The sequence below is a fragment of the Burkholderia sp. RF7-non_BP4 genome, assembly GCF_001521935.1.
GTDB classification, from domain to species: domain Bacteria; phylum Pseudomonadota; class Gammaproteobacteria; order Burkholderiales; family Burkholderiaceae; genus Burkholderia; species Burkholderia diffusa.
Map to the genome: position 1 here is coordinate 19,495 of NZ_LOTA01000092.1, position 17,715 is coordinate 37,209.

Annotated in this window: 14 protein-coding genes and 1 tRNA gene; 7 read left to right on the forward strand and 8 right to left on the reverse strand. The window is 67.5% G+C overall.

Going from position 1 to position 17,715, the window contains the following annotated elements; all coding sequences use genetic code 11:
- Positions 1–16 precede the first annotated feature (16 nt).
- From WS49_RS29320 to WS49_RS29330, 3 genes are read right to left on the reverse strand one after another with little or no spacing between them, the layout of a single operon-like run.
- Positions 17–808, reverse strand: coding sequence for an SDR family oxidoreductase (locus WS49_RS29320; protein WP_059535705.1), 792 nt, complete (start codon positions 806–808; stop codon positions 17–19).
- A 40-nt stretch (positions 809–848) separates the two neighbouring features.
- Positions 849–2,042: a sulfotransferase family protein gene (locus WS49_RS29325; protein ID WP_059535707.1), complete on the reverse strand. Its 1,194-nt coding sequence runs from the start codon at positions 2,040–2,042 to the stop codon at positions 849–851.
- On the reverse strand, positions 2,039–3,148 hold the full coding sequence (locus tag WS49_RS29330) for a DUF1214 domain-containing protein (protein WP_059535709.1): 1,110 nt from the start codon (positions 3,146–3,148) through the stop codon (positions 2,039–2,041). The genes WS49_RS29325 and WS49_RS29330 overlap by 4 nt, the downstream gene beginning before the upstream one ends.
- Before the next feature lie 214 nt (positions 3,149–3,362).
- On the opposite strand from WS49_RS29330, the gene cysD reads away from it, so the two are divergent.
- The 5 genes from cysD to WS49_RS29355 all read left to right on the forward strand — a co-directional run bounded on the left by cysD (position 3,363) and on the right by WS49_RS29355 (position 10,160).
- On the forward strand, positions 3,363–4,259 hold the full coding sequence (gene cysD, locus WS49_RS29335) for a sulfate adenylyltransferase subunit CysD (protein WP_059535711.1): 897 nt from the start codon (positions 3,363–3,365) through the stop codon (positions 4,257–4,259).
- Positions 4,259–6,172: a sulfate adenylyltransferase subunit CysN gene (cysN, locus tag WS49_RS29340; protein ID WP_059535713.1), complete on the forward strand. Its 1,914-nt coding sequence runs from the start codon at positions 4,259–4,261 to the stop codon at positions 6,170–6,172. Before cysD ends, cysN begins: the two co-directional genes overlap by 1 nt.
- 122 nt (positions 6,173–6,294) lie before the next feature.
- Positions 6,295–7,482, forward strand: a complete 1,188-nt coding sequence (locus tag WS49_RS29345; protein ID WP_059535714.1) for a helix-turn-helix transcriptional regulator — start codon at positions 6,295–6,297, stop codon at positions 7,480–7,482.
- A 280-nt stretch (positions 7,483–7,762) separates the two neighbouring features.
- Positions 7,763–9,124, forward strand: a complete 1,362-nt coding sequence (locus tag WS49_RS29350; protein ID WP_059535716.1) for an MFS transporter — start codon at positions 7,763–7,765, stop codon at positions 9,122–9,124.
- Positions 9,111–10,160: a lactonase family protein gene (locus tag WS49_RS29355; protein ID WP_059535717.1), complete on the forward strand. Its 1,050-nt coding sequence runs from the start codon at positions 9,111–9,113 to the stop codon at positions 10,158–10,160. The genes WS49_RS29350 and WS49_RS29355 overlap by 14 nt, the downstream gene beginning before the upstream one ends.
- Before the next feature lie 69 nt (positions 10,161–10,229).
- Here WS49_RS29355 and WS49_RS29360 read toward each other — a convergent pair whose 3' ends face one another.
- Positions 10,230–11,267, reverse strand: a complete 1,038-nt coding sequence (locus WS49_RS29360) for an AraC family transcriptional regulator (protein WP_059535719.1) — start codon at positions 11,265–11,267, stop codon at positions 10,230–10,232.
- A 226-nt stretch (positions 11,268–11,493) separates the two neighbouring features.
- Between WS49_RS29360 and WS49_RS29365 the strand changes: the two genes are divergently transcribed.
- Complete coding sequence (locus tag WS49_RS29365) at positions 11,494–12,606, forward strand: fatty acid desaturase (RefSeq protein ID WP_059535721.1); 1,113 nt, start codon at positions 11,494–11,496, stop codon at positions 12,604–12,606.
- A 44-nt stretch (positions 12,607–12,650) separates the two neighbouring features.
- Here WS49_RS29365 and WS49_RS29370 read toward each other — a convergent pair whose 3' ends face one another.
- Positions 12,651–13,271 carry an HAD family hydrolase gene (locus tag WS49_RS29370; protein ID WP_059535722.1) on the reverse strand — a complete coding sequence of 207 codons (621 nt, stop codon included), beginning with the start codon at positions 13,269–13,271 and terminating at the stop codon, positions 12,651–12,653.
- Between the two features lie 223 nt (positions 13,272–13,494).
- Between WS49_RS29370 and WS49_RS29375 the strand changes: the two genes are divergently transcribed.
- Positions 13,495–13,585: transfer RNA gene (locus WS49_RS29375), tRNA-Ser, on the forward strand.
- A gap of 564 nt (positions 13,586–14,149) precedes the next feature.
- Here the strand turns inward: WS49_RS29375 and WS49_RS29380 are convergent.
- The 3 genes from WS49_RS29380 to WS49_RS29390 all read right to left on the reverse strand — a co-directional run bounded on the left by WS49_RS29380 (position 14,150) and on the right by WS49_RS29390 (position 17,539).
- A complete protein-coding gene (locus WS49_RS29380) occupies positions 14,150–14,974 on the reverse strand; it encodes a hypothetical protein (RefSeq protein WP_059596274.1) in 825 nt (274 codons plus the stop codon).
- Between the two features lie 201 nt (positions 14,975–15,175).
- Complete coding sequence (locus tag WS49_RS29385; RefSeq protein WP_059535726.1) at positions 15,176–17,191, reverse strand: sodium:solute symporter family protein; 2,016 nt, start codon at positions 17,189–17,191, stop codon at positions 15,176–15,178.
- 3 nt (positions 17,192–17,194) lie between these two features.
- Positions 17,195–17,539: a DUF4212 domain-containing protein gene (locus WS49_RS29390; protein WP_059535728.1), complete on the reverse strand. Its 345-nt coding sequence runs from the start codon at positions 17,537–17,539 to the stop codon at positions 17,195–17,197.
- Between the last annotated feature and the right edge of the window lie 176 nt (positions 17,540–17,715).

Genomic DNA, 17,715 nt, shown 5'->3' on the forward strand with positions numbered 1-17,715 from the left:
ATCCGTCGCTCCGTCCTCAGGGCATGAAGTCGCCGCCGTTCGCGTCCAGCGTCGCGCCGGTCACCGCGTTCGCGTAATCCGACGCGAGGAACAGCGCCGCGCGCGCGCAGTCGTCGTCGGTCGGCAGCTTCGCGAGCGCGATGTTCGATGCGATCGGCGCGACGATCTCCTCCTCCGTCACCCCGTACTCGGCTGCCGCCTGCCGGAAATACGTCTGCGTCGGCACGCCCCACATCCAGCCCATGTGGATGCTGTTCGCGCGGATCCCGTGCACGCCGAGCTCGCGTGCCAGGTATTTTGCCGCAACGGCGAGCGCGCCCTTCGACATAGCGTAGCCCGATTCCCCTGCAAACGGCTTGCGGGTCGCCTGCGTGTTGATCATCACGATCGCGCCGCGTTTCTGCCGCTTCATGTGCGGGACGATTTCCTGCGTGAGCGTCATCGTGCCGAACACGTTGGTGTCGAACACCGCGCGCCAGCCATCGAGATCGGCTTCCTCGACCGCCTCCGGAAACGTGCCGTGCACGAACGCGCTGTTCACGAGCGCGTCGATCCGGCCGAAGCGCTCGACCGCCTGCGTCGCGAGCTGCCGGCACTGCGCGCGCTCGGCGATGTCGGTTCGCACCTTCAGCACGTCGCACACGACGCCGAGTGCGCGGATCCGCGTTTCCGCGTCGTCGAGCTTTTCCATCGTGCGTGCCGCGACGACCACGCCGCGCGCGCCCTCGCGTGCCGCCTCGACGGCGAGCTTCACGCCGAGCCCCGGACCGATTCCGGAAATCACGACGATCTTGTCCTTCAGCAACATGGGTTGTCTCCTGGTTGTCGTTGGTGTCGCGGGCGCGCGGTCAGCCGGCCGCCCGCAGGTGCCGCGCGCGATACGCGGCGAAGTCGTGCGCCAGTTGCGCATCGGTGAAGCCGAAGCGCGCGATCGAATAGTCGTGCGCGGCGCGCCTGTCGCGGCCGTTGCGCGCGATCCAGTCCGACATCGCCGCGCGCTGCCGTGCATCGAGCGGCATGCCGGCGAAGCCGTACACGGCTTGCGCGACGCCGAGCGGATTCGACACGGTGTCCTCGAAACGCACGTCGAGAAACCGCTCGGGCGGCAGCGCGTCGCGCGCCGTCATCGCCGCGCCGATCGCGCGCGCCATCCCCGCGTTCCACTGCGCGCCGACCGTGCGCGGATCGGGGTCGTCCGCGTACATCTGCCACAGAGTGTGTGCCATGCTCGCCATCGACGGAATCGTCTGCGCCGGATCGCGATGCGTGAGCACCACCTGCGCGCGCGGAAACACGCGGCACAGCACGTCGAGCGCATGCAGGTGCTGCGGCGTCTTCAGCAGCCAGCGCTCGGCCGGCGCGACGCCGCGCCGCGCCTTCTGCCACTGCAGGAACTGCAGCATCCGCTTCAGATACGTATAGACGGGCGTCAGGTCCTGCTTCGCGAGCCACGCCGTATAGCCCGGCACGTTCGCGTACGAATCCATCGCGCACACAAACGAATGCTCCATCAGCATGAACTCCTCGTCGGCGAGCATCGCGTCGAGCGGATGGATCGTCAGGATCTGCGGAATGCAGTCGATCATCGTCGCGACCTCGGCCCGCGCGCGCGCGATGCGCACGGTCGGCGCGTCGAGCGTCTCGCCGGCGAGCGGCGCCGGATAGCGCGTTTCCCACCACGCGGCCGAATGAAAGCGCGGGTCGACCGCGAGCAGCCGCTGCAGCAGCGTCGTGCCGGTGCGCGGCAGGCCGACGATCACGAGCGGATCGTCGATCTCGATGTCGGCGATCTCCGGATGACGACGGCAGTAATCCTCGACGACGAGCCGGTTCGCGAGCTGGCCGACGAGCTTCTCGCGCATCATCTCCGCGCCGCGCGCGGAGAGCCGCGCCTCGTCGATCAGCGATGCGCACATCACGTCGAGCGCCTCGCGATACGGGCCATCGCCGAACGCGGCGAGACCGCCCGTGCGCGACACGGCCTCGGCGATCAGCCCGTCGGCATCGAGCAGCGTGCGGGTCCGGTCGAGCGGCGCGTTCATGCGGCCTCCTTCAGCGCGGCGAGCTTGACGACGCGCGTGCGCGGATGCACCGGCCGCGCGGCGCCGACCCAGCGCCAGCAGATCGTGCCGGTGCGATGCCCGGCCGTATCGAGCCAGTTCGCGCCGCCCGGCCGCGACGCGGCGACCACCACCGTCACGCCGCCGTCGGCATTCAGGCGCGCGCCGTGCTTGTTCACGCAGATGTCGAAGTGCCGGTAGTCGAGCGACTCCATCCAGTAGTTGTTGAGCTGCACGTTCCAGAAGTCGCAGTCGGGCACCGTGTCGACGTCGATCACGAGCGCCTCGTCGTCGGCCAGCGACCAGCACGAGTGGTAGTAGTAGATGTTCGGATCGCCGCCGACCGACTGGCACAGCGCCTGGTCCGCGGGCGGCAGCGCGTTCACGTGCGCCCTGTAGCTCGCGGCCCAGTCGGCGAACAGCTTCGACGTCTGCTCGACGAACCGCGCGGCGCGCATGAGGCCGCCCTGCAGCACGAGCGGGTCGAGCGGCGCCGGGCGCTCCTGCGCGCCGATGCGCTCGACCTTCAGTTGCGCGGGCGTCTCCGCGCGCCGGTCGAGGAAGGTCTGACGCACCAGCAGCGCGTTCGTATCCGGCTCCATGCGTACCCAGTTGCCCGCGCGCGGCGTCGCGCTCAGCACGATCTCGAAGCTGCCGTCCGGCGCGATCTCGAGCTGCTTCGCATCGAGAAACCCGGTCTGCAGCATCTTGCCGTCCGTCTCGTAGCCGCCCTTCTGCGTGCCGAAGCTCAGGTACGCGACCGTGCCGCGCCGCCCCGTCACGCGATAGTCGCAGCGGCCGTCGAGGCGCGCGTACTGGTACAGGTTGTCGGGATTGTCGGCGCCGATCTTCGCGGTCTCGTGCGACGGCGAGAAGAAGCCGGGCCATGCGCCGTCCGCGAACTCGACGTGCATTTCGAGCGCGATGCGCAACAGCCGGCTCAGGTAGCGGAACCCTTCCGCGCGCGTGAGCGGATCGCCCGGTGCCTCGGCGCGCAGGATCTGCTGTCCGCTGCGTTTCAGGGTGTCGCAGAAATCGGCCCAGGTCTGGCCCGAAAGCAGTTGCGTGGCACGTGTGTCGTCCGTCATGTGTCGTCTCCGCCGGTGGTCGAGCGCTCACCTTAAGCGAGCGCTCCACGCGCCACTTCGTCCGGGTGGACTAAGGAAAGATCCGCTGCGCCGCCGTGCCGCGGTTTAGTCCACCCGGACGAAGAACGGCACCGCCGTCGCTCGATACCGTTGGCGTCATGCACGAAACGCCGCACATGTCGCGCGGCGCCGGCATGCAACAAGGAGACGAACGATGTTGACCCACTTGGAGCGACTGGAGGCCGAAAGCATCCACATCATGCGCGAGGTGGTCGCGGAAAGCGAAAACCCGGTGATGCTCTATTCGATCGGCAAGGACAGCTCGGTCATGCTGCATCTCGCGATGAAGGCGTTCTACCCGGCGAAGCCGCCCTTTCCGCTGCTGCACGTCGATACGACGTGGAAGTTCCGCGAGATGATCGCGTTTCGCAACGCGACCGCCGAGCGTCTCGGCCTCGACCTGCGCGTGCACGTGAACCCCGACGGCGTGGCGAACGACATCAATCCGTTCACGCACGGCTCGGCCGTGCACACCGACGTGTGGAAGACGCAAGGGCTCAAGCAGGCGCTCGACCACTACGGCTTCGACGCCGCGTTCGGCGGCGCGCGCCGCGACGAGGAGAAATCGCGCGCGAAGGAGCGCATCGTGTCGCTGCGCTCGGCGCAGCACCGCTGGGACCCGAAGCGCCAGCGGCCCGAACTCTGGTCGCTGTACAACGCGCGCAAGCGCCGCGGCGAAAGCCTGCGCGTGTTTCCGATTTCCAACTGGACCGAGCTCGACGTCTGGCAGTACATCCAGCTGCACGACATTCCGATCGTGCCGCTCTACTACGCGAAGGAGCGGCCGGTGGTCGAGCGCGACGGCGCGCTGATCATGGTCGATGACGAACGCCTGCCGCTGCGCGAAGGCGAAGTGCCGCAGCTGCGCAAGGTGCGCTTTCGCACGCTCGGCTGCTATCCGCTCACGGGCGCGATCGACAGCGACGCGAGCTCGCTCGACGAGATCCTGCAGGAGATGCGCGACACGCGCACGTCCGAGCGCCAGGGACGCCTGATCGACAGCGATTCGGCCGGCTCGATGGAAAAGAAGAAACAGGAGGGATATTTCTGATGGCACACGTTCTGACCGCGCCCGAGGCGCTCGCGCACCCGGCTCCCGTCCCGCATGCCGACGATGCCCGGACGAAGGACCTCCTTCGCTTCATCACGTGCGGCAGCGTCGACGACGGCAAGAGCACGCTGATCGGTCGCCTGCTCTACGAATCGAACATGCTGTTCGACGACCAGCTGACCCAGCTCGAAGCCGATTCGAAGAAAGTCGGCACGCAAGGCGGCGACCTCGATTTCGCGCTGCTCGTCGACGGCCTGTCGGCCGAGCGCGAACAGGGCATCACGATCGACGTCGCGTACCGCTTCTTCGCGACCGCGCGACGCAAGTTCATCGTCGCCGATACGCCCGGCCACGAGCAATACACGCGCAACATGATCACCGGCGCGTCGACCGCCGACCTCGCTGTGATCCTGATCGACGCGCGCAAGGGCGTGCTCACGCAGACGCGCCGCCACAGCCATCTCGTCGCGCTGATCGGCATCAGACGCGTCGTGCTCGCGATCAACAAGATGGATCTGGTCGACTACGATCGCGCGGTGTTCGAGCGCATCGACGCCGACTATCGCGCGTTCGCGGCCGAGCTCGGTCTCGACGAGATCGTCAGCATTCCGATGTCCGCGCTGCGCGGCGACAACGTGATCGCGTCGAGCACGCGGATGCCGTGGTACGCGGGCCCGCCGCTGATGCAGCATCTCGACACGCTGCCGCTCGTCGAGCGCGTGACGCGCGACGAACCGTTCCGCCTGCCCGTGCAATGGGTCAACCGTCCGCATCTGAACTTCCGCGGCTATGCCGGCAGCATCGCATCCGGCGAAGTGCGTGTCGGCGAGCGCGTGCGCGTGCTGCCGTCCGGCCGGGAAAGCCGCGTCGCGTCGGTGATCACGCCGGCCGGCGAAGCCGACGTCGCGCGTGCCGGCGAGGCGGTGACGCTCACGCTCGCCGACGAAATCGACATCAGCCGCGGCGACATGATCGCGCGCGCCGACGCGCCGCCGGAGGTGGCCGATCAGTTCGAGGCGACGCTCGTGTGGATGCACGACGACCCGCTGCTGCCCGGCCGGCCGTATCTCGTGAAGCTCGGCACGCAGACGGTCGGCGCGACCTGCGCGACGCCGAAGTACAAGATCGACGTGAACACGCGCGAGCATCTCGCCGCGCGCACGCTCGCGCTGAACGAGATCGGCGTGTGCAACCTGAGCTTCGACCGGCCCGTCGCGTTCGATCCGTACGACCGGAACCGTCACACGGGCGGCTTCATCGTGATCGATCGCTTCACCAACGACACGGTCGGCGCCGGGATGCTGCACTTCGCGCTGCGCCGCGCGCACAACGTGCACTGGCAGGCCGTCGACGTCGACCGCGACGCGCGCGCGACGCAGAAGGCGCAGACGCCGCGCATCGTATGGCTGACCGGGCTGTCCGGCGCGGGCAAGTCGACGATCGCGAACCTCGTCGAGCAGCGGCTGCATGCGCTCGGCAAGCACACGTACCTGCTCGACGGCGACAACGTGCGGCACGGGCTCAACCGCGATCTCGGCTTCACCGAGGCCGATCGCGTGGAGAACATCCGGCGCGTGGCCGAAGTCGCGCGGCTGATGCTCGATGCCGGGCTCATCACGCTCGTGTCGTTCATCTCGCCGTTCCGTGCGGAACGCGACATGGCGCGCGCGCTGGTCGGTGCCGACGAGTTCGTCGAGGTGTTCGTCGACACGCCGCTCGCGGTTGCCGAGGAACGCGATCCGAAGGGGCTGTACAAGAAGGCGCGCAAGGGCGAACTGAAACACTTCACGGGCATCGACTCGCCGTACGAGCCGCCCGCGCAGCCGGAACTGCGCATCGACACGGTGGCCGAGTCGCCGGAAGCGGCGGCGGACCGCATCGTCGCGTACCTGCTGCGCGAGCGCATCGCCTGACCCTCGCCGGCCGCGTCGCACGGGCACGGCCCGCGTCGTCTACTCCGTTCGGATGACGCGGGCCGCCGGCCGGCCGGTATGCTGGGTCGGACGCATTCACCCCGCCCCAGGAGAACTCGAGCATGCGGATCGCGCTGGCGCCCGACGACACGGCCGCGCACGACGGTTTCGACGAAGCGGCATGGACGGCCCGCGAACTCAGCGCGTGGCTCGGGCTCGTCTATCAGGGCCTGTCCGAAGCGACGCCGTGGGCGGGCTTTCTCGAAGCGATCCGCGTGCGGCTCGACGCGCGCTTCACGACGCTCGTGCTGCGCAACCCCGGCGGCTCGCGGCGCGGGCTCATCATCAACGCATCGGCCGACGGCCCGCTGCTGCCCGGCGAGCCGTCGTACAGCGAGCAGTTCTATGCGCTGTGCCCGTTTCTCGACCAGCCGCCCGGCCAGGTGTTCACGGCCGACGGGTTGTTCGGCGCCGCCCGCTGGCGCGCGCACGACTTCTACCGGCAGTACCTGCAGCCGCTCGACCTGCGCTTCATCCTCGGCGCGAACCTGCGCGGCGAGCGCGGCGTCGAGTGCGCGTTCTTCGTGAGCCGCCCGCATCATGCCCGCGATTTCGACGCGGCCGAACGCGCGCGGGTCGCGACGCTGCTGCCCCACCTGCAGCGCGCGATCGAGCTGCATGCGGCGCTCGACGTGCTCGACGCCGAGCGCGCGCTGTACGCGGGCACCGTCGACCGGCTCGACGTCGGCACCGCGATCCTCGACGAGGACGGCCGCGTGATCAAGCACAACCGCATCGCCGAACGGCTGATCGCGCAGCAGGACGGACTGTGCCTGCGCCAGGAGCGGCTCCACGCGTCGTGCCCGCTCGACGAGCGCCGGCTGCAGAAGGCGCTGCAGGCCGCGCTCGAGCATTTCCGCACGGGCGCGCTCGGGCGCATCGAGGCCACCACGCTGTCGCGCCCCGGCGGCGCGATGCCGTTGAACGTGCTGCTGCGCCCGCTCGCGCCCTATCGCGGCGCGGAGGACCGCCAGCACCGGCCGGCCGTCGCGGTGTTCGTCCGCGATCCGGCGTCGTCGCCGCAGACCTCGCGCGACATGCTGCACCGGCTGTTTCGCCTCACGCCGATGGAAACCGAGATCGCGCTGCTGCTCGTCGACGGCCTGACGCTCGACGAAGCGGCCGCCGCCACCGGCATCACGAAGAACACCGCCCGCGCGCATCTGCGCGGCATCTTCGCGAAGACGGGCGCCACGCGCCAGGCCGTGCTCGTGAAAATGCTGCTGAACAGCGTCGTGTCGATGGCGTAGCGGCGCCGCCTGCGGGTTGACGCCGCTGGCGGTGCGAAGCAGCCCGCCGAGCGCCGGTTCCCGTCCGTCTGGCCGCCACCCATGTCATACGTCATCAGATGTGATAAGGGCTGATGGGATGCTCATGATATCGCCCAATATTTGCGCATTTTCCGGGTAAACCCGCGACGCCATCGCAGAATCTCAGGCGTACCATGTCATACGACGACATACTACTTAGACCACCACCCGACGCCGACGCGGGCCGCCGCCCTCGTCCGCCGCCCGACCGGAGACTCCCTTGACCACGCCTGCCCTGCCCGGCCGCGACCCGCTCGCGTCCGCCGTCTCGAAAGTGAAATGGCACGTGCTGCCGCTCGTGCTGATCATGTTCATCGCGAACTACATCGACCGCGTGAACGTCGGTTTCGTCGATCGCCACCTGGAAGCGTCGATCGGTATCGGCGCGGCGGCGTACGGGCTCGGTGCCGGCCTGTTCTTCGTCGGCTACGCGCTGTTCGAAGTGCCGTCCAACCTGCTGATGCAACGCTACGGCGCGCGCATCTGGCTCGCGCGGATCATGGCGACGTGGGGCATCGTCGCCGCCGCGATGGCGTTCGTGTGGAACGACACGTCGTTCTACGTGCTGCGCTTCCTGCTCGGCGCGGCCGAGGCCGGCTTCTTCCCCGGCGTCGTGCTGTACCTGTCGCAATGGCTGCCGCCGCAGGAGCGCGGCAAGGCGATGGCGATCTTCCTCGGCGGCTCCGCGTTCGCGTCGGTGCTGTCCGGGCCCGTCACCGGCGCGCTGCTGTCGATCCACGGCTTCGGCCTGCAAGGCTGGCAGTGGATGTTCCTGATCGAAGGGATGTTCTCGGTCGCGCTGTGCGGCGCGAGCTGGCTGCTGCTGAAGTCGCACATCCGCGACGCGACGTGGCTCACCGCCGACGAACGCGCGGCGCTCCAGAACGCGCTCGATGAAGAACGCGCGACCCGCGACGTGCGCTCGAAAGTGCACGTATCCGCCGCCACGCTGCTGCGCGACCCGCAGATCATGCTGTTCTGCTTCCTGTATTTCGCGATCCAGCTGACGATCTACGCGGCCACCTTCTGGCTGCCGACCATCATCCGCAAGATGGGCGGCCTCACCGATTTCCAGGTCGGCCTCTACAACACGATTCCGTGGATGATCGCGATCGGCGCGATGTACGGCTTCGCGGTGCTGTCCGCGAAGTGGAAGCATCCGCAGCGCTGGCTGTCGTTCGCGCTCGTGCTCGCCGCGTGCGGGCTGTTCGCGTCGACGTCGCACGATCCCGTCTGGTCGTTCGCGTCGATCTGCTTCGCCGCGCTCGGCTTCAAGGCCGCGGCGTCGCTGTTCTGGCCGATCCCGCAGGGCTACCTCGACACGCGCGTGGCCGCCGCCGTGATCGCGCTGATCAACTCGGTCGGCAACCTCGGCGGCTTCGTCGCGCCAACGGCCTTCGGCTATCTGAAGCAACATACGGGTTCGATCACGGGCGGCCTGTATGCGCTCGCGATCGCCTCCCTCGTCGCCGCGGTCGCCGCGCTGTTCGCCCGCACGCACCGGCGCAGCGATCCGCCGCGCGGCCTGCCGGCCGACGAGTCCTTCACGAACACCACCATGCTCCGTCATGCCGAACACTGACCGCCTGACCGTCGTCGTCTCGAATGCCGTCGACGGCGACCTCGCCACGTTCTCGCTCACGTCCGACGGCGCGCTCGCGCCGCTCGCCCGCTACCCGGCCGGCGACGTCGCGATGCCGGTCGCCGTGCAGCCCGATCGCGCGCGGCTGTACGTCGCGACGCGCGGCGCGGCGCCGACGATCGTCGCATTCCGCGTCGCGACGGGCACCGGCGCGCTCGCCCGCATCGGCGCGACCGCGATCGACGCGAGCCACGCGTACCTGTCGCTCGATCGCAGCGGCCGCTGGCTGCTCGGCGCGTCTTACGGCGGCAACGCGCTGAGCCTCTACGACGCCGCGCGCGTGCGCGATGGCGACGGCGAGCCGCTGCAGGTCGCGGACGGCATCGCGAACGCGCATGCCGTCGTCGTATCACCGGACAATCGGTTCGCGTACGTGAGCTCGCTCGGCTCGGACCGGATCTTCACGTTCGCGCTGGTCGAGAATGCCGGCGGCCTGCGCGCGGTCGAGCACGGCGAAACGCGCGTGCCGGGCGGCTTCGGCCCGCGTCACCTGCGCTTCGCGCGCGACGGCCGCACGCTCGTCGCGGTCAGCGAATTCCAGGCCACGCTCGCGGCCTTCCCGCGCGACGTCGACAGCGGCCGCCTCGGCGACGCACAGGTCAGCGCGCGTCACCCGGCCGTCGCCGACCTCGCGCAAGGCCATGCGCGCCCGCCCGCGCCAACCGAACCCGCCGTGTGGGCCGCCGATCTCCACCTGACGCCCGACGAGCGCTTCGCGTATGTCAGCGAACGCACGTCGAGCCAGTTGCTCTGCTATCGCCGCCATGCGGACGGCACCTTCGAACCCGCGCACGCGACGGCCACCGAAACGCAGCCGCGCGGTTTCGCGATCGATCCGTCGGGACGTTGGCTCGTCGCGTGCGGCGAGCAGTCGGAATACGTGTCGGTCTATGCGATCGCGCCAGGCGACGGCACGCTGTCGTTGCATGCGCGCGTGCCGGGCGGTCGCGGCGCGAACTGGGTTGCGATCGTCTGACGGGTCGAATGACCGATGGATCGATGCAGGGCGCACGACCGACTCCGGCCCGCGCCGCCCTGCGCGCCATCAGCGCCGCTCGCTCGGCGCGACGCCGGTCCAGCGCTTGAACGCCCGCGTGAAATTGGCGCGGTCGGTATAGCCGACCCGCGCCGCGATCTCGTCGACCGGCAGACGCGTGCCCTCGAGCAACCGGAGCGCATCGCGCAGCCGGATCTCGTCGAGCAGCGCCGAATAGGTCGCGCCGAATTCCGCGAGCTTGCGTTTCAGCGTGCGCGCCGACACGTGCAGCTCGCGCGCGACTTCGTCCACCGACGGATAACCGGCGTCGCCGCAGATCAGCAGGTTGCGCACGCGCTCGACGATGCTTTCCGCATAGCCGAGGCGCGCGAGTTCAGCCTCGCATTGCTGGACGATCATCTGCGCGGTCTGCGCGTTCGCGGTGCCGATCGGCTCGTCGAGCAGCGCGGCGTCGCAGCGGATGCGGTTCGCGCTCGCGTCGAAATGACAGCGCGGCAGCCGCGCGCGATAGCGCTCGAACCACGGCGGTTCGGGCCATTCGAAATGCAGCTCCGCGCGCGACTGCAGCGTGCGACCCGGCGCGGGATCGAGCAGCGAGTTGAACAGGATCGCCGTCTCGACCAGGAAATTTTCCACCGCGAACTGGCGCAGCCGGCCGAGCGGAAATGCCTCGAGCACGTCGATATCGACGATCCCGTCGCGCTGCGCGAGTCGCACCGAAAAGAACGGCACGCGCGTCGGCAGATAGCGGATCCCGAGCGCGATCGCCTCGCCGAGCGTCGCGCAGCTCATCAGCCCGAAGCCGATCAGCCCGGATTTCGTGAGACTGCTGCGCAGGCCGATCTCTATCGCGATCGACGGATCGTCCGTCGCCTCGAGCAGGTTGAACACGATCGCCGCCTGCTGCAGCGGCGTGATGCGCGCGTCGGGCCGGGCAAGCCGGTCGCGCTCGACGCCCGACCCGGCGAGAATCCGGCCGCCGTCGATGCCGCGCTCCTCGGCGAGCATCAGCATGAACAGCGCATACGCGGACGATACCGTCGCCTTGTTCAGCTGGCGCGCGGCATCCGGGACGGACAGGGCCATGCGGCGGACTCCGGAGCGGTTTCGGCGGATTGTAGCGTCGCTGGCCCGCAATGACACCACGGCGGCACTCTAGCCGCATGACGCCGCAGCGCAGGCCGGCGGGCGGGCCCATGTGGCCCGAAATGACACCATCATTGGCACCGGCGGCCCTCGCATGCGCCACGACGCGCACCTATGCTTGTCACATCGGCATTGCGCCCCACTCTTTCCGCACGGATTCCGGTCGATGAGCCAATCTGCACGAACCGTCTTTCGCCACGACGCCGACAAGGTCGCGTACGTCCGCCGCGAGGTCAACGCCGCGAGCGACGCGATCCGCGCGCGCTTTCCGTTGCTCGACAACCAGAACCTCGTCGGCGCGACCGTGATGGCCGTGTCGGTGAGCGCGATGCTCGCGATCGCCTGGCTGTATGCGCGCGGCGCGATCGCGTGGTACGTCGCGCTGCCGCTCGCCGCGTTCGTCACGTCGCTGATCCACGAGCTCGAGCACGACCTGATCCACCTGATGTACTTCAAGAAGACGCCGTGGGCCTATCACCTGATGATGGCGCTGTGCTGGCTCACGCGGCCGGGCACGATCAACCCGTGGACGCGCCGGCGCATGCACCTGCATCACCACAAGGTGTCGGGCGGCGAATCGGATCTCGAGGAATTCGGCATCACCAACGGCGAACGCTGGGGCGTGAAGCGGCTGCTGATGATCGCGGACGGGATGCTCGCCGTCGTGCTGCGGCCGCATGCGATGCGCCGCAAGGTCAAGCAATACGTGGCCGCGCAGCCGGTGCAGGATGCGGCCGAACGCGTGCAACTGCGCATCGAGCAGGTGTCGTCCTACATGCCGATCGGTCACCTGTACTACGCGCTGTGGCACGCGTTCATCGTCTATCACGCCGGCCTGTTCGCGCTGCATGCGCTCGGCTATGCGGTGACCGTGCCGGCCGTCGTCGAGCGCGTGATGCACGTCGTCGATTTCCTCGCGGTCGTGTGGCTCGGGCCGAACTTCGTGCGCAGCTTCTGCATCAACTTCGTCAGCTCGAACATGCATTACTTCGGCGACATCGATTCGCGCAACGTGATCCAGCAGACTCAGGTGCTCAACCCGTGGTGGATGCTGCCGTTCCAGTTGTTCTGCTTCAACTTCGGCAGCACGCACGCGATTCATCACTTCGTGGTGCGCGATCCGTTCTACATCCGGCAACTGACCGCGCGCACCGCGCATCAGGCACTGCGTGAAGTCGGCGTGCGGTTCAACGACGTCGGCACGTTCAGGCGTGCGAATCGGTGGGGCGCGTATCGTCCGGTTCGCGGTGTGCGCGGCACGCGGCGGGCCGACGCTTGACGGCAGCGCGCGGCGTCGCTCGTCGCGCCGGTCCCGTCAGTCCATCAGTCGCCGATCGGCGGCATCGGCCCCTGCCCGCGGATCCACGCCCAGTTCGCGAGTTCGGCCATTTCCTTGTCGCCGCGGCTGTCGCCGTAGGCGAACAGCTTCGCCGGCAGCCGATTGCCCCACCAGCCGCGCAAGCGCACGACCTTCTGCGGGCCCCAGCAGTTCTCGCCGTTCAGTCGTCCGGTGAACGTGCCGCGCTCGAACGCGAGGCGCGTCGCGAGCACCGTGTCGATGCCGGCCGTCTTCGCCCATTTCTCCAGATACAGCGACGGCGACGCGCTGACCAGCACGACTTCATGCCCGCGCGCCTGATGCTCGCGCACCCGTTCCAGCATGTCCGGGCGCACGAGGTTCGGCAGGTAGCCGTCGACGAAGCTGCGCGCCAATCCGTCGAGCGCGTCCTCGCGGATCGGCCCGAGCGCGAACCACGCGAACTTCGCTTTCGCATCGCCGCGCGACAACAGGCCCGCCTTCATCGCGACGATCCACGGCAACGCGCGCAGCCCGGCCCATGCGAAACGCGGCGTGCCGACCGCGTAGCGGACGAAATGGCGAAAGCTGTCGGTGGTGGTGATGGTGCCGTCGAAATCGAATGCGGCGACGATGCGGTCGGTCATGGAGAGGCGGGAAAGCGGTGACATGCCCGGGAAGATAGCAGACTCGCGGTGCCGTGGGTCCCGGCACGGGCGTGAATGGGGGCGCGGTTCTTCTGCGCGGCCGCATTCGAAACGACGCCGGGCCGCCTTGCGAGCCGCGGGAGGCGGCTTCCCGGCCGATTTTGGCGAATCGCCGAAGGGAGTGGCGACCATCCGCCAGAGTTTGCTATACTCTCGGTCTTCCGGAGAGATGGATGAGTGGTTTAAGTCGCACGCCTGGAAAGCGTGTATAGGTTAATCGCCTATCGGGGGTTCGAATCCCCCTCTCTCCGCCAGGACACTAGCAAAGACGGGCCTCTCGGCCCGTTTTTCATTTGTACCCGCCAATCGTCGGCGCGGCTATCGTTGCTCAAGTGGCACTCGTCGTGAGCAACTACTTTCCTCTCGATTTCCTCCCTCTGCGTCGGTACGATCTCCACCATCATCGAGACCAGGCGGGGGAAACCATGGGCGTCTACGAGCAAATTCAGAAGCTCGCATACGAGCGAACTGGACGCGTGATGCAGTCGTGCTGGATTGCGCACGTCAAGGAACTGAACCGCCTTTCGTTGCGTACGACTCGATCGGAGCCCCGCAAGAAACCGTGCCCGCCCCGTTATCGGGAGGTCATCGAAGCCGCTTTGCGCGAGCTCGGGATTTTGCACTCGCCACCAACAGGGGAGACGATATGCCAACCAAGCGAGTTTCCCCGCGGGTATCCATCACCTGTTCCGCGCCCGTGTACTGAGGCTTGATAAGAGATTTACTTTCTTCTCGTTGTTCACTTGTACCCTCCGACGGTTGGAGGCCGTTAAGCGCAGTTGGCGTAATCTTGCAGCTCATTTTCCTGCCACCGTCGCTTAATAGCAGTTCGTGTTCGTGATAGTACCCATTTGTGTCGAAGTGCAGTGGACGTTGTTCAGCCGCACGGTGCGAGGCTGGCGCGCGTTGACCACGTGCATGTAATTGGCCCACGCGTTGAGATTGGTCGCAAACTGCTGGTTAGCTATCTGTTGCGCTTGAAGCTGACGGTCTTGGTCCTGAATCAGTCGGGCTTCTCGATACTGCCGGTCGACATCAACGGCTGCTTTACCGATCTCGTATCGACGCTGCGCGAACTCTCCGTAAGTGAGTTTCTGCTGATAGAGCGCAACGACCAGCTCGCTTACTTTTGCTTCAGCCTCAGTTCCGAACGCAATCTCTTGGCGGATGAATGACAGGTCCAGTGGTGTCGCATTCGGGGGAATGACGTCGACTGTTCGTTCGCGCTCCATGCACGCATCTCGCAGTTTTGCCCACTTTGCAATAAGCGGCCGTTCCATCGCTGTCGGAAAGGCATCTAGTGACGCGTACTGGAACGGAGGTGGCTCGTCCAGCTTTCGCGAAAATTCAACCTTGTCGCGAATGGGGTCGAGCTCCGGCGTCGACATGTCGGCTGTGCACTTCTTGTGTACGGCATCGAACTGCGCGACAAGCGCATCGTGCTGCGCCTGAGCGGCGTCGGCAGCTTCCTTGCGATGCAGACTCCCCCCGCCGTTCGCATATCCCCGCGTGCCGGGCAGACAGTCGGCCCACGGTATCCCGAGTGCGCAATCCGCCGGATGATTTGCGAAACCCGGCCCCACACTACTGCAGCCGCCGACCAGAGTCAGAACCACTGGAACGGCAATTACCTTCTTGTTCATGATGTGGCCCCCCGAGGTGCCGTCTACTGTATCGCTTCTGTCATGCGGCCATATCGAATGTCCTACGATACCCCGAGGGCATGGCGGGTACGCAACGACGACCCTCTCTCCGCCAGGACACATGAAGCCCCTTGATTTCCCTGAGAAATCAAGGGGCTTTTCTTTTTCCCGCCGCGATGTCCCGCATCCGGCGCCTGCGCGTCACGGATGCCGAATGTAATCCACCAACGCCCGCGTATATTCATCCGGCTGTCGATCGAGCAAACTCACCGCGATCGCCACCGCAAACCCCGCCGGCACGCCGAACACGCCGGAACTGATCGGCTCGATCCCGAACCACGTCCGCCCGGCGAACCCCGTCAGCTGCGTGAAGTACGGATACGTCGACACGATGTAGTACACGCACACCGCCAACCCCGTCACCATCCCGGCGATCGCCCCGCGCGTCGTCGTGCGCTTCCAGAACACCCCGAGCACCAGTACCGGAAAGAAGCTCGACGCCGCGAGCGAAAACGCCGCCCCGACCAGAAACAGAATCTTCCCCGTATTGAGCGACGCGACATACGACGCGAACAGCGCGACGCCAAGCAGCAAGACCTTCGAGATCGTCACGCGCCGCTGGCTCGACGCATCCGGCGCGACCATGCAGTAATAGACGTCGTGCGACAACGCATTCGCGATCGTCAGCAGCAACCCGTCCGCGGTCGACAGCGCCGCGGCCAGCGCGCCAGCCGCGATCAGCCCCGACACGACATACGGCAGCCCCGCGATCTCCGGCGCGGCCAGCACGACCATGTCCGGCTGCATCTGGATTTCCGACCAGTGCACGATGCCGTCGCGGATCACCTCGACGACGCTGATCAGATCCGGTTCGAAGTGGTGCCACTGCGTGACCCACCCGGGCAGCTCGGCGATCGGCCGCCCGACGAGGCTGGTGAGAATCTCGTACTTGATCATCACCGCGAGCACCGGCACGCTCAGGTAGAACAGCGCGATGAAGAACAGCGTCCAGCCGACCGAACGCCGGGCCGATGCGACCGACGTCGTCGTGTTGTAGCGCGTGAGGATGTGCGGCAGGCTCGCGGTGCCAAGCGACAGGCACAGCAGCAGCGCGAGGAAATTCCGCTCGCGCGGCTTGCGGTCGTCGTCGTTCGCCGCGGGAAACGGCTCGTGCATCGGCACGGGTGGCTCGGCGCGTGCCAGCAGATCGTCGCGCGCCTGGGTCCAGGTCACGCGCGCCGCCGTGGGGTCGCGCGGGAAGTCGGCCAGCTCGCGCTCGCGCTGATTGATCTCGCGCAGCGGCCCGTTATGGCGCCGCAGGTCAGCAAGCTGATCGACGAGTTGCCGGCGAGCGTCCGCATACGATGCGGGCAAGCGATCGAGCTGCGCCTGCACGACCGCGGCCTGCCGGCGATACGCATCGCGCACCTGCTGCTCCTCGGCCGCGTCGCGCAGTTGCGCCTCGCGCGCCGCCACGCGTTCCATCAGCTTGCCGTAATTGAACTGCGGCACCGGTCCGAGGCCGTTCTTCATCGCGATCAGCGACACGGGAATCAGGATCGCGCTGATCAGGATGATGTACTGCGCGACCTGCGTCCACGTGACCGCGCGCATCCCGCCGAGAAACGAGCACACGAGAATGCCCGCGAGCCCGCAGAAGATCCCGATCGCGAAGTCGACGCCGATGAAGCGCGTCGCGATCAGCCCGATCCCCTGAATCTGCGCGACCAGATAGACGAACGAGCACAGGATCGCGGCGCCGGCCGCGAGCGCGCGCACTGCGGTGCTCGAAAAGCGCGTGCCGAGGAAATCGGGAATCGTGTAGCGCGCGAGCTTGCGCACGTACGGCGCGAGCAGGAACGCGACGAGGCAGAACCCGCCCGTCCATCCCATCACGTACGCGAGCGCGTCGTAGCCGGTTGCGTAGAGCGAGCCGGCGAGACCGATGAACGACGCCGCCGACAGCCAGTCGGCCGCCGTCGCCATCCCGTTGAACGCGGACGGCACGCGCCGCCCGGCCACGTAGTATTCGACGAGATCGGACGTACGCGACAGCAGCCCGATCACCGCATACACGGCAATCGGCACGAACAGGAACACGTAGCCGATCCACACGCCGGAACCGGTCGCGCGCTCGATCCGCCACAGCAGCAGCACGAACCCGAGAAAGCCGAGCGTGTAAAGCGCGTACGCGCGAATCAGTCGATGCGTCAGCATGGATCAGCGGGCATGGTGCGCATTGCCCGCCTGCGCCGCATGTTCGTCGTACGCGCGCCGCAGCACGCGGTCCGCGCGCTGCATCAAGCCGATGTAGACGACGATCAGCACGAGATACACGAGAATCGCGCCCTGCGCGCCGACATAGAACGGCAGGCTGAAACCGGCGAAGCGGATGCCCGCGAGCGCGGGCGCGAAGAACGGCACGACGAACGACACCGTGAAGCCGATCGCCATCAGCACCACGATCAGCACGACGTTGAAACGCCAATAGCGCGCATGGGCACGCGCGAGCGGCTCGGGAACGGGCGGCGGCGCGGCAGGCGCCGGACGGGACGGAACGGTCATGCCGTTATTTAGCAAAAAGCCCCTGCGCGGGCAATCGGGATTGCCGCGCAGGGGCTCGTGCGCGCAACGTGCGCAACAGGCGCGGTCAGCGCACTTCGGCGAGCTGCTCGAGGATCGCCGGGTTCTCGAGCGTGGACGTGTCCTGCGTGATCGCCTCGCCCTTGGCGAGCGAGCGC

What these genes read in the sequence shown, in the direction of transcription:
- WS49_RS29365 (WP_059535721.1), top strand. Translation starts at nt 11,494, where the DNA reads ATGAGCCAATCTGCACGAACCGTCTTTCGCCACGACGCCGACAAGGTC.
- WS49_RS29345 (WP_059535714.1), top strand. Translation starts at nt 6,295, where the DNA reads ATGCGGATCGCGCTGGCGCCCGACGACACGGCCGCGCACGACGGTTTC.
- WS49_RS29380 (WP_059596274.1), bottom strand. Translation starts at nt 14,974, where the DNA reads ATGAACAAGAAGGTAATTGCCGTTCCAGTGGTTCTGACTCTGGTCGGC.
- WS49_RS29320 (WP_059535705.1), bottom strand. Translation starts at nt 808, where the DNA reads ATGTTGCTGAAGGACAAGATCGTCGTGATTTCCGGAATCGGTCCGGGG.
- cysD (WP_059535711.1), top strand. Translation starts at nt 3,363, where the DNA reads ATGTTGACCCACTTGGAGCGACTGGAGGCCGAAAGCATCCACATCATG.
- WS49_RS29360 (WP_059535719.1), bottom strand. Translation starts at nt 11,267, where the DNA reads ATGGCCCTGTCCGTCCCGGATGCCGCGCGCCAGCTGAACAAGGCGACG.
- WS49_RS29370 (WP_059535722.1), bottom strand. Translation starts at nt 13,271, where the DNA reads ATGACCGACCGCATCGTCGCCGCATTCGATTTCGACGGCACCATCACC.
- WS49_RS29390 (WP_059535728.1), bottom strand. Translation starts at nt 17,539, where the DNA reads ATGACCGTTCCGTCCCGTCCGGCGCCTGCCGCGCCGCCGCCCGTTCCC.
- WS49_RS29325 (WP_059535707.1), bottom strand. Translation starts at nt 2,042, where the DNA reads ATGAACGCGCCGCTCGACCGGACCCGCACGCTGCTCGATGCCGACGGG.
- WS49_RS29355 (WP_059535717.1), top strand. Translation starts at nt 9,111, where the DNA reads ATGCCGAACACTGACCGCCTGACCGTCGTCGTCTCGAATGCCGTCGAC.
- WS49_RS29330 (WP_059535709.1), bottom strand. Translation starts at nt 3,148, where the DNA reads ATGACGGACGACACACGTGCCACGCAACTGCTTTCGGGCCAGACCTGG.
- cysN (WP_059535713.1), top strand. Translation starts at nt 4,259, where the DNA reads ATGGCACACGTTCTGACCGCGCCCGAGGCGCTCGCGCACCCGGCTCCC.
- WS49_RS29385 (WP_059535726.1), bottom strand. Translation starts at nt 17,191, where the DNA reads ATGCTGACGCATCGACTGATTCGCGCGTACGCGCTTTACACGCTCGGC.